This is a genomic window from Lentzea indica (assembly GCF_012184385.1).
Lineage (GTDB): Bacteria > Actinomycetota > Actinomycetes > Mycobacteriales > Pseudonocardiaceae > Lentzea > Lentzea indica.
Genome location: NZ_VSRL01000064.1, coordinates 1 through 11345 on the forward strand (window position 1 = coordinate 1; position 11345 = coordinate 11345).

The 11345-nt window shown below is 67.1% G+C and carries 10 protein-coding genes and 2 tRNA genes; 2 read left to right on the forward strand and 10 right to left on the reverse strand.

Annotated features, from left to right (window positions below):
- The 3 genes from FXN61_RS19115 to leuC form a co-directional block, all read right to left on the reverse strand.
- The coding region (locus FXN61_RS19115) for an HU family DNA-binding protein (RefSeq protein WP_167975416.1) at window positions 1–410 on the reverse strand (410 nt) is incomplete at its 3' end.
- Window positions 411–595: 185 nt separating this feature from the next.
- A complete protein-coding gene (gene leuD, locus FXN61_RS19120; protein ID WP_167975417.1) occupies window positions 596–1198 on the reverse strand; it encodes a 3-isopropylmalate dehydratase small subunit in 603 nt (200 codons plus the stop codon).
- Window positions 1199–1200: 2 nt separating this feature from the next.
- Window positions 1201–2607 carry a 3-isopropylmalate dehydratase large subunit gene (gene leuC, locus FXN61_RS19125; protein ID WP_167975418.1) on the reverse strand — a complete coding sequence of 469 codons (1407 nt, stop codon included), beginning with the start codon at window positions 2605–2607 and terminating at the stop codon, window positions 1201–1203.
- 73 nt (window positions 2608–2680) lie between these two features.
- Here leuC and FXN61_RS19130 point away from each other — a divergent pair, with 73 nt between their 5' ends.
- The gene (locus tag FXN61_RS19130) at window positions 2681–3382 is read left to right on the forward strand and encodes an IclR family transcriptional regulator (RefSeq protein WP_167975419.1); all 702 of its coding nucleotides are present in this window, start codon (window positions 2681–2683) and stop codon (window positions 3380–3382) included.
- Between the two features lie 926 nt (window positions 3383–4308).
- Here the strand turns inward: FXN61_RS19130 and FXN61_RS19135 are convergent.
- The 3 genes from FXN61_RS19135 to FXN61_RS19145 form a co-directional block, all read right to left on the reverse strand.
- A tRNA-Glu gene (locus tag FXN61_RS19135) sits at window positions 4309–4381 on the reverse strand.
- Between the two features lie 120 nt (window positions 4382–4501).
- Window positions 4502–4573, reverse strand: a tRNA-Gln gene (locus FXN61_RS19140).
- 195 nt (window positions 4574–4768) lie between these two features.
- Entirely contained in the window at window positions 4769–5506 is a 738-nt protein-coding gene (locus FXN61_RS19145) for an HAD family hydrolase (RefSeq protein ID WP_312877850.1), read from the reverse strand.
- A 380-nt stretch (window positions 5507–5886) separates the two neighbouring features.
- Here FXN61_RS19145 and FXN61_RS19150 point away from each other — a divergent pair, with 380 nt between their 5' ends.
- Entirely contained in the window at window positions 5887–7143 is a 1257-nt protein-coding gene (locus FXN61_RS19150) for an FAD-dependent oxidoreductase (RefSeq protein ID WP_167975420.1), read from the forward strand.
- Here FXN61_RS19150 and FXN61_RS19155 read toward each other — a convergent pair.
- The 4 genes from FXN61_RS19155 to FXN61_RS19170 all read right to left on the reverse strand — a co-directional run bounded on the left by FXN61_RS19155 (window position 7133) and on the right by FXN61_RS19170 (window position 11345).
- Window positions 7133–7792: a response regulator transcription factor gene (locus FXN61_RS19155; protein WP_167975421.1), complete on the reverse strand. Its 660-nt coding sequence runs from the start codon at window positions 7790–7792 to the stop codon at window positions 7133–7135. The genes FXN61_RS19150 and FXN61_RS19155 overlap by 11 nt on opposite strands.
- A 67-nt stretch (window positions 7793–7859) precedes the next feature.
- The gene (locus FXN61_RS19160) at window positions 7860–8618 is read right to left on the reverse strand and encodes a fumarylacetoacetate hydrolase family protein (protein WP_167975422.1); all 759 of its coding nucleotides are present in this window, start codon (window positions 8616–8618) and stop codon (window positions 7860–7862) included.
- Window positions 8619–8682: 64 nt separating this feature from the next.
- Entirely contained in the window at window positions 8683–10278 is a 1596-nt protein-coding gene (cimA, locus tag FXN61_RS19165) for a citramalate synthase (protein WP_246291744.1), read from the reverse strand.
- Between the two features lie 233 nt (window positions 10279–10511).
- Window positions 10512–11345, reverse strand: coding sequence for an NAD(P)H-binding protein (locus FXN61_RS19170; RefSeq protein WP_167975424.1), 834 nt, complete (start codon window positions 11343–11345; stop codon window positions 10512–10514).

Here is an 11345-nt window from a genome sequence, read left to right on the forward strand (position 1 = left end):
GGGCGGGTCAGCGCGGTCGTGGTCGCGCGAGTGGTCGCCGCCTTGGTGGCAGGCGCCTTCGCGGCCGCGGGCTTCGCAGCGGCAGCAGCGGCCGGCTTGGCAGCAGCCTTGGCGGCAACAGCCTTCGGCAGCTTCTTCGCACCGCTGATGACGTCCTTGAACGTCGAGCCGGGGCGGAACGCGGGCACGTTGGTCTTCTTGACCTTCACGGTCTCGCCCGTGCGCGGGTTGCGCGCGGTGCGAGCCGCACGGGCGCGCTTCTCGAAGACGCCGAAGCCCGTGATGTTGACCTTCTCGCCCTTGTTGACGCTTCGCACGATCACATCGACGAGGCCATCAACAGCAGCACCCGCGGTCTTCTTGTCTCCCAGGCGCTCGGCGAGCGCCTCGATGAGCTGGGCCTTGTTCACTTCCAGTCCCTCCCAGGACGCTCACGGCCCTAGCGTCGGGCCGACTAGAACGCAACGGTAGGCCCAAAACGCAAGAAATACCAATCGCCACGCCAAAATTTTCGTTGTGGCGTGGCTAATTGCGCCCCTTCGAGGGACAGGAGGCGCCGGATTCGCCCCTCTCAAGGGGAGAATCCGGCCCCCTCTCAGACCGCTGGAAGCGGATCCGTTGTGGGCAACCAAGTCTGGCGATTGGCCTCGAATCCGCTGATCTCGGCCTCGTGGCGCAGCGTCAAAGCGATGTCGTCGAGCCCTTCCAGAAGGCGCCAGCGGGTGTAGTCGTCGATCTCGAACGGGGCAACCAAGTCCTTGGCGCGAACGGTCTTGTCGGTGAGGTCCACGGTGACCGGCGTGCCGGGCTCCGCCTCGAGCAGCTTCCACAGCAGCTCGACATCGGACTGGCTGCACTGCGCCGCCACGAGGCCCTGCTTGCCGGCGTTGCCCCGGAAGATGTCGGCGAAACGTGACGACACGACCACGCGGAAGCCGTAGTCCATCAACGCCCAGACGGCGTGTTCCCGAGAGGATCCGGTGCCGAAGTCGGGGCCCGCAACGAGGACGCTGCCCGCCTTGAAGGGCTCCTGGTTGAGGATGAAGTGCTCGTCACCGCGCCAGGCGGCGAAGAGCCCGTCCTCGAACCCGGTGCGGGTCACGCGCTTGAGGTAGACGGCCGGGATGATCTGGTCGGTGTCCACGTTGGACCTGCGCAGCGGCACACCGACGCCCGTGTGGGTGGTGAAGGCATCCATGGTCAGTTCTCCAGGTCTGCGGGGGCCGAGAGGGTGCCGCGCACGGCCGTGGCAGCGGCGACGAGCGGAGACACGAGATGCGTCCTGCCGCCCTTGCCCTGCCTGCCCTCGAAGTTGCGGTTGGAGGTCGACGCGCTGCGCTCGCCGGGCGCGAGCTGATCCGGGTTCATGCCAAGGCACATCGAGCAGCCGGCCTGCCGCCACTCGGCGCCCGCGTCGAGGAACACCTTGTCCAGGCCCTCTTCCTCGGCCTGTTTGCGCACCCGCATCGAACCGGGCACGACCAGCATCCGTACTCCAGAAGCGACGTGCTTTCCCTTGATGACGTCCGCGGCGGCGCGCAGGTCCTCGATGCGCCCGTTCGTGCACGAACCGAGGAAGACCGTGTCCACGTGGATGTCGCGCAGCGGCGTGCCGGGCTCCAGGCCCATGTACGTCAGCGCCTTCTCGGCGGCCACGCGCTCGTTCTCGTCCACGATCTGCTCGGGGTCGGGAATGTTCGCACTCAGAGGCAGACCCTGCCCCGGGTTCGTGCCCCACGTGACGAACGGCGTCAGTTCGTCGGCGTCGATGTGAACCTCGGCGTCGAAAGTCGCGTCGTCGTCAGTGCGCAGCGTCTTCCAGTAGGCGACGGCCGCGTCCCAGTCCGCGCCGGACGGTGCGTGCGGACGGCCCTTGATGTAGTCGAAAGTTGTCTCGTCCGGTGCGATCATGCCGGCGCGCGCGCCCGCTTCGATCGACATGTTGCAGACCGTCATGCGCGCTTCCATCGAGAGGTTCTCGATCGCGCGGCCGCGGTACTCGAGCACATAGCCCTGTCCGCCACCGGTTCCGATCTTCGCGATGACCGCGAGAATGATGTCCTTCGCCGTGACGCCAGGCCCGAGCTCGCCGTCGACGTTGATCGCCATCGTCTTGAACGGACGCAAAGGCAACGTCTGCGTCGCCATCACGTGCTCCACCTCGGACGTGCCGATGCCGAACGCCAGCGCGCCGAACGCGCCGTGCGTGGACGTGTGACTGTCACCGCAAACAACCGTCATGCCGGGCTGCGTGAGGCCGAGCTGCGGGCCCACCACGTGGACGATGCCCTGCTCCAGGTCACCCATCGGGTGCAGCCGCACGCCGAACTCCGCGCAGTTGCGGCGAAGCGTCTCGACCTGCGTGCGCGACACGAGATCCGCGATCGGCTTGTCGATGTCGACGGTCGGGACGTTGTGGTCCTCGGTGGCGATCGTCAGATCGGCACGACGGAGCGGGCGCCCTGCCAGACGCAACCCGTCGAACGCCTGAGGACTGGTGACTTCGTGCAGCAGATGGAGGTCGATGTAGAGCAGGTCCGGCTCCGCACCACTGCCGTGGCGCACAACGTGTGCCTCCCACACCTTCTCCGCGAGCGTGCGGCTCATCGCGACATCTCCCACATTATGGACGTGCCGACAGATCTGGACTTCTCACTGTCTGGGAAGTTAGTATCGGCTTGTGGGACAGCATAGCGGGATCGGCGTGCTGGACAAGGCAGTGGCCGTGTTGAACGCCGTAGCAAAAGATCCGTGTGGCCTGGCCGAGTTGTGCAATCGCACCGGCCTTCCACGAGCGACCGCGCACCGCCTGGCCGTGGGCCTGGAGGTGCACCGGTTGCTGCGCCGAGGCTCCGACGGCCGCTGGCGTCCAGGCGCGGCTCTCGCCGAACTGGCCGGCGGCGCAACGGACCCGTTGCTGGACGCGGCTTCCTCCGTGTTGCCGCGCCTGCGCGACATCACAGGCGAAAGCGTGCAGCTGTACCGGCGCGACGGCATGCAACGCGTCTGCGTCTCAGCCGCCGAGCCTCCTTCAGGCTTGCGCGACACGGTTCCCATCGGCGCGCGCCTGCCCATGACCGCCGGCTCGGGCGCGAAGGTCCTTGCCGCATGGGCAGACCCAGGCACCCAACGCGCCGTCCTGGCCGACGCCGTCTACGGCGAACGCACCCTCCTGGAAGTCCGCCGCCGAGGTTGGGCACAAAGCGTCGCCGAACGAGAACCCGGCGTGGCCTCAGTCTCAGCCCCGGTCCGAGACTCCTCAGGCGCAGTGGTGGCAGCAGTCTCCGTAAGCGGCCCCATCGACCGCATGGGCCGCCGCCCAGGAGCCCGCTGGGCAGCCGACCTACTAGTAGCAGCCGAGGCCCTACAAAGCCGCCTCTAACCCCCCACCAACCGCCCGACAGGACGGCCGCCTCGAACTCCCAACGATCCTCGGCGCTGCCAGCCGGGCCGCCAGGAGTCGGTCGGCGGCAACAGACGGGTGATCGCCGCCAGAAGGATTCGACGGACGCCGAGAGGCGGCCCGCCGCAGAGGGATTCGACGGGGCGCTGGGAGACGGCCTGGTGATCGCTCTGCCAGAGCGAGTCCTCGGACACCGGGAGGCGGCCCGTGGTGTCAGATGGATGATCGCCGCCAGAGGGATTCAACGGCCGCCGCGTCCGCCCTCCAAGATCGTGGCCACCATCACGAGACTTCGCCGACAACAGGAGCGCGGTGGCGACTGCCGGCAGCCTGAAAGGCCACACGTGAGCCATGGCAGCACCGCGTGTCGCGCGGACCAGTGCGGCGTGTCGCATCTCAAACGCCAACGGCCGCCCCCTGGGCGACCAAGGCGACCAGCACATCGTTCCGGGCCTGCCGCAGCGACCAGTCCCCGAAGGGCTGCGCCTGACCGTGGAAGCGCACGGATAGCAAGCCGGACAGAAGTTCTCGTTCCACACCCACAGCGACTATCGCGTCAGGGCGGCCCAGGACTCTTGTAGAGACACCAGCCAAGATGTGGCGCAGCGCACTACGTCAATCCAAACCACCGACTAGTCACCACATACGAGTTCATTCCAAGAACCACCACTAACCCGCCCCCACACTTACTTCCGGCGAGCGAAGCGAAGCCCAATGGCAAGCGAAGCGAAGCCTCAACCCCCGGTGGCGAGCGAAGCGAAGCCCCACCCACAACAATGGCTTCAACCTACGGGGGGTCCGGGGGGCGAAGCCCCGCCGGCTGGGGGTCTGGGGGCTCGGCCCCTAGAAGACAATGCGAATGAGGCCTGTCAGCGCTTTCCGCTGACAGGCCTCAACCACCTCTGTAGCCCCGAAGGGATTCGAACCCTCGCTACCGCCTTGAGAGGGCGGCGTCCTAGGCCGCTAGACGACGGGGCCCTAGAACTTCTTGCCGTTGAACCTTATCAGATCATTCTGTCCGGTCCAAATCCGGCTATTCAGTTCTTTTTCTTGCTACCAGCTCCGAAAGCTTGCCCGAGGGCAGTTCTTCCGTAGCAGCTGGGGTACCAGGACTCGAACCTAGACTAACTGAACCAGAATCAGTCGTGCTGCCAATTACACCATACCCCATTGGCTTTCACGATCGACTTCGGTGTCCCGAAGGAGTTCCGAGGCCCTCGTTGCTGCCGTGAGAAATACTAGACCACGCGGCCACCAGAAGTGAAATCGGCCCCCACCTGCGGGCAAACGAGCAGGTGAGGGCCGGTCTCAGGGCTGATCCAACGACCGATCCGACGACCATCCGGCGGCCGATCCGACGGGGCGTCAGGCTGAGGCGGTGGAGAGCTCGCACACGAGGAGCTCCGGCAGTTCCGCCAGCGACGTGATCGAGGACAGTCCGGCGGGCAACGTGCCGCCGGTCGGACCTGTCCGGTTGATCCAGACGCCGTGCATCCCGGCGTCGCGCGCGCCGATGGCGTCGGCGTGCAGGCGGTCTCCCACGTGGACGGTGTCGCCGGGCGAGACGCCCAGGGCGAGGCACGCCGTGTGGAAGATCACGCGGTCCGGCTTGGCGCAGCCGACCTCGCCGGCGATCAGGACCGCGTCGAAGTACTCGGACAGGCCGAGTTGGGCGATCTTCACGCGCTGGTGGCGGCCGGAGGCGTTGCTGATCGCGGCGATGGGAAGGCCCGTCGCGCGCAACCAGTCGAGCATCGGGATCACGTCGGGGAACAGGCACCAGCCTGCCGACAGGACCTCCTGGCGTGCGACCTCGCGGCGGGTCGATTCCTCCAGTGTCAGCTCCTCGCCGAGAGCGGCGAAGAAGGCCTGTGTGCGGATGTTGCGCATCGACTCGTACTGAAGTTCACCGGCTAGCTGGCGGGTCACGTGGTCGTCGGTGATTCGCTGCCACAACGACCAGGCGTCGGCGTTACCGACCATCGAGGCCAACGCGGCGCGCGAAGAAGTGCTGTAGTCGACAAGTGTGTCGTCGACGTCCAGGCACACAGCGCGGATCTCGCCGGTTCTCTTACGCGTGAAAGTCGGGGACGCAGTTGTCACCCCGGAAGGTTAGGTGCGAGGGGGCCTCGTCCGATTCGGCTAACGAGGTGATTCCTGTGGGTCCTTGCACGATCAAGCGGACCTTGAGGCCCCGAACGACCTAGTGAGGCTCCTCCGAGCGCCGAATGCAATCACCCGGTCGAGTGTTGTTCGGCAACTCGGCCGGCACAGCCCGAACAGGCCGTTCCGCGGGCGCGACACCATAGCCCGCACGGCGGTGTTCCACATCTGCCGCAACCATTTCGAGGCCTGGTTTCCCAGACCGTCCACAGAGGACCTGTAAGCCGGGAGAGCCACGCCACTCGGAACTCCGCTTGACGCACGCGGCGATCACGAGCATGCTGAGTTTATTCAACAACGGTTGAAAAGAGGGGATCATCATGGAGAGGACAACCTGCGTCGTCGTCGGAGGCGGACCTGCGGGGATGGTGCTGGGGCTGCTCCTGGCGCGCGGTGGCGTCGAGGTCACGGTGCTGGAGAAGCACTCCGACTTCCTGCGCGACTTCCGCGGCGACACGGTGCACGCGTCGACGCTCACGCTGATGGACGAGCTGGGGCTCGGGCCGGCGTTCGAGCAGGTGCCGCACCAGAAGGTCGACAAGATGGAAGCGATGCTCGAGGGCGGTGCCAGGGCCGTGATCGGCGACCTGAGCCGGCTTCCCGGCGCGCACAAGCACATCGCGATGGTGCCGCAGTGGGACTTCCTCGACCTGCTGGCGGACGCGGGCAAGCTGGAGCCGACGTTCACGCTGCGGATGAACGCCGAGGTCACGGCGATTACCAAGAGCGGCAACAGGGTCACTGGCGTGAAGTACCGCGACCGCGCCGACGGTCACGAGGGCGAGATCGCCGCGGACCTCGTCGTCGCGGCGGACGGTCGGGGCTCGATCCTGCGCGAGGCGGTGAACCTGCCGATCTACCAGTTCGGCGCGCCGATGGACGTGTGGTGGTTCCGCCTGCCACGCAACGAGGGCGACCCGGTCAAGGGCGGCGCCGGGAGGTTCAGCGCCGGCAGTGCGCTCGTGCTCATCCCGCGCGGCGACTACTTCCAGTGCGCCTTCTTGATCCGCAAGGGAACGGACCAGCTGATGCGGCGCGAAGGCGTCGAGAAGTTCCGGGAACGTGTGCAGACGCTCGTGCCGTGGCTCGCGGACCGGGTGGACCACATCACGGATCTCGACGAGGTCAAGCTGCTGGACGTGAAGCTCGACAGGTTGCGGCGCTGGCACGTGGACGGGCTGCTGTGCATCGGCGACTCGGCGCACGCGATGTCGCCCGTCGGTGGCGTCGGCATCAACCTCGCCGTGCAGGACGCGGTCGCGGCTGCCACGCTGCTCGCGAAGCCGCTGCGGGAAGGCAAGGTCACGAGCAGCGTGCTCGCGAAGGTGCGCAGGCGCCGGTTGTTCCCGACCGTCGTGATCCAGACGCTGCAGCGGGTCATCCACCGCCTGTTCCTCGGCAGGAAGCTGAACAGCACCGAGACGGTCTCCAGCCCAGGAGTGCCGAAGCCTCTCGCACTGGCGCAGCGATTCCCGTGGCTGCAGGCCGTTCCGGCTTACGTGATCGCGATCGGGCCACGCCCTGAGCACGCGCCGGACTTCGCGCGGAGGGCCCCGCAGACCATCGTCAGGTCGTGACGAAGGCCTCGGACGACTCGCCGAGCACCATCGCCACGGCGTGGGCGCGGTCACGAGCGCCCAGCTTGCGCAGGATCGCCTTCACATGGGTCTTCACGGTGTCGTTGCTGATGAAGAGCCGCTGGGCGATGCGGGCGTTGTCCATCCCCTTCGCCATCTCGGCCAGCACGTCGAACTCACGCGCCGACAGCTGGCCGAGCGAGGCAGGAGGAGGCATCCGCGCCGGTAGACGCGCCAGCGACCCCAGCCGTGCGTCGATCGTGGCCGGCGCGCCCCGCACCGCGGCCGAGATGAGCGGCAGCAGCTCGGCCACGGGTGAGGTCTTCAGCAGGTAGGCCACCGCGCCGGCGTCCAGCGCCGCGCGGGCCCAGCTCGGACTGTCCGCATTGGACAGCACGACGACACGGGCGCTCGGCCGGTACTGCGCCGTGTCCCGCACGGTGCGCAGCGGTCCGGCGCCCGGCACGTCGAAATCCGTGACGACCAGGTCCACCAGGACGCTGCGCAGACAGCGCGCAGCGTCGGCCACGGTGTGGGCGATACCCACAACGCGGAAGCAGTGCGTGCGGTGCAGCGAGATCCGCAGCCCCTCGGTGATGAGCTGCGAACCGTCGACGAGCAGCACACGGGTGGACGCCAGGTCCGTCATGACACCGGGAAGTTACTAGCGGGTACCCAGGTGCGTAACCTGCCGGACGCCGGATTGCTCCGTACGGCTACCTATTTGCGACCGGATTGGTGAGCGTGCCAAGGCCGTCCACAGTCACGGAGACGGTCTGTCCGGCCCTGATAGGCCCAACGCCGGCCGGGGTTCCGGTCAGGATCAGGTCGCCGGGCAGCAGCGTCATCACGGCGGACACGTACTCGATGAGGCTCGGAATGTCGTGCACCATCAACGAAGTACGGCCGTCTTGTTTGACTTCCCCGTCAACCTCGGTGACGACGCGGACGTCGGTGGGGTCGAACTCGGTTTCGATGAACGGACCCAGCGGGCAGAACGTGTCAAAACCCTTGGCACGCGTGAACTGCACGTCCTTCTTCTGCAGGTCGCGGGCCGTCACGTCGTTGGCGATGGTGTAGCCCATCACCACGCTCATCGCCTTGGCCTTCGGCACCTCCCGGCACGGCTGGCCGATGATGACCGCCAGCTCGCCCTCGAAGTCCACGCGCTCGGACGCTGCCGGGATCTTGATCTCGACGTTCGGCCCGATCACCGAGGTGTTCGGCTTGAGGAACACGAGCGGTTCCGCGGGCACCTCGTTGCCGAGTTCGGCAGCGTGGTCGGCGTAGTTGCGGCCGATGCCGATGATCTTGGTCGGCAGGATCGGCGCCAGCAGCCTGACGTCGGCCAGCGGCCACTTGCGGCCGGTGAACGTGGGCGTGCCGAAGGGGTGTTCGGCGATCTCTGCGGCTTCCTCACCGTGAACAGCGACGAAAGCAACGCCTTGCGGATGAGCGATACGGGCAATACGCACTGTGTCAGTCTACGAGTAACCAGCCAATCGAGGTGTTGCGCCCGGAGGGAGCGCTGGCCGCGCGTCAAGGGCGCAACAGGCCACGCAGCGACTTGTGTACGAGCGCGTCACACAGCGCGAGCCAGGATGCCTCGACGATGTTGCCGTGCACACCCACGGTGGTCCACTCGCGCTCGCCGTCGGTCGACTCGACCAGCACACGCGTCACAGCGTCCGTACCGGGATGTTCGGTGAGGATGCGCACCTTGTAGTCGGCCAGCTCCACAGTGTCCAACCAGGACAGGTGCGGCAGCAACGCCTTGCGCAGCGCCGCGTCGAGCGCGTGCACGGGGCCGTTGCCCTCGGCGGTCGCGATGACCCGCTCCCCCGCGACGTGCACCTTGACCGTGGCCTCGGACACGATCTCGCCGTCCGAGCGGTGGTCCAGCACGACCCGGTAGGACTCCAGCGTGAACGGAGGTGGACCGTCCAGTTCGGACAGCTCTTTGCGCAGCAAGAGCTCCAGCGACGCGTCGGCCGCCTCGAACGACCAGCCCTTCGCCTCCAGGTCTTTCACGCGCGCCAAAGCGCTGCCGACCTCGGTTGACCGGCCGGCCAGGTCGAGCCCGAACTCACGTCCCTTGAGTTCGAGGCTCGCCCGACCGGCCATCTCGGTGACCAGCACCCGCATGTCGTTGCCGACGATGTCCGGATCGATGTGGTTGTACAGCTCCGGATCCACCTTGATCGCGCTCGCGTGCAGACCCGCCTTGTGAGCGAATGCTGACGACCCGACATAGGCCTGGTGGGTGTCGGGTGCGATGTTCGCGATCTCGGCCAACGCATGGGAGACACGGGTGAGCTCGGCCAGTGCCCCGGTCGGGAGCACCTCCATGCCGAGCTTCGTCACGAGGTTTCCCACGACGGCGAACAGGTCCGCGTTGCCTGCTCGCTCGCCATAACCATTGGCGGTGCACTGAACGTGCGTCGCGCCCGCCTGAACGGCCGCGAGGGTGTTCGCCACGGCGCAGGACGTGTCGTCCTGGCAGTGGATTCCTACTCGGAAACCGGTCTTCTCGATCACGCCGGCGACCGTCTCGGCGAGCCCCAGCGGGAGCTGGCCACCGTTCGTGTCGCACAGCACGACGACGTCCGCGCCACCCTCCACAGCGGACTCCAGCACGCGCAGCGAGGTGTCCGGGGAGAACGCGAAGCCGTCGAAGAAGTGCTCGGCGTCGAGGAAAACACGCCTGCCGTGGTCTTTGAGGAACCTGACGGTGTCGCGCACCATCCTGAGGTTCTCGTCGGTGTCCGTGCGCAGCGCGCGTTCGATGTGGCGCAGGTCCGACTTCGCGACGAGCGTCACGACCGGTGCCTGCGAGTCGAGAAGTGCCTTCACCTGCCGGTCTTCCTCGACCTTGACCCCGGCCTTGCGGGTCGCGCCGAACGCGACCAGCTTGGCGTGCTTGAGCTCCAGGTCACCGGCCGCCGCGCGGGCGAAGAACTCGGTGTCCTTGGGCAGTGCGCCGGGCCAGCCGCCCTCGATGAACCCGACGCCGAGCCCGTCCAGCAGCCGCGCAACCGCCAGCTTGTCCGTGACGGAGTACGAAATGCCCTCACGTTGTGCGCCGTCGCGCAACGTCGTGTCGTAGACGTGGAACTCGTCGTTAGGGCCGGCCATCGGGGTCATCTCCTCATCCGGACAAACAAAAAGACCCCCCGCGGGATGCGAGAGGTCTGCGCGTCGGGTGCCAGGGGCGGCACTACCCGACGCGCTCGTCGATAATGATGGCGAGGTGCTGAGCCATGACCGGGATGCTGCCACAGCTCAGCACGACGTACCAAGCGTCGGGAGGAAATCTCCCACTATCTGGTCACGCTGAGTACTGCCACACGCCTGACAGTACTGAGCGGTCAGCGAAACGCAGCGACGTTCTCCGTGGCCCACTGTGAGAACGGGGTGGCCGGCCGGCCCGTGACCCGCTCGACGGTGTCACGCACGGCCAGCAACTCGTCGTTGACGTCGCCGCCCGTGAGATCGAGTACCGCGTCCGCGATCTCGTCTCCCAGGTGAGAGGCCAGTTCCTGATGGGCCTCCTCCCGGCTGATCTCGACGAACGACAGTTCCCGTCCCAGAGCGGCCGCGATGTCCGCCACCTGCTCGCGGGGTGTGACGCGCCGCGGCCCGGACAGCGGGTGGATCCGGCCTCGATGGCCGGGCTCGGTGAGCGCCGCCCGTGCGACCGCGGCGATGTCCGAGGGATCGATGGCCGGAAGTCCGGTGTCCGGGTAGGGAGCACGAACGGTGCCGTGGTCCCGGATGGACGGTGCCCACATCACGGTGTTCGAGGCGAACTGCGTCGGCCGCAGGATCGTCCACGCCAAGCCGCTGGCCTTCAGCAGCTCCTCGGCGGCCCGGTTCGCCTGCGCGGCCGGCAGGTGTGGATGGGTCTCGACCGTGATGGACGACACGAGCACCACGTGCTCCACACCCGCCTGCCGAGCGGCTTCGAGGACCTCGGCTTCAGCGCCGAAGCCCTGCAACAAGAACAGCGATCGCACACCTTCGAGCGCCAGGTCGAGGCCGCCCGCGTGAGTGAGGTCTCCCTCGACGGCTTCGACCCCGGCCGGAAACTTCGCTCGTGCGACGTCCCTGGTGCGCCCTCTCACCGCCCCGGCACCACACACCCGCAACTCCTCCAGCAGAACGCTTCCGATGTTTCCGGTCGCCCCGGTCACCAGGATCAT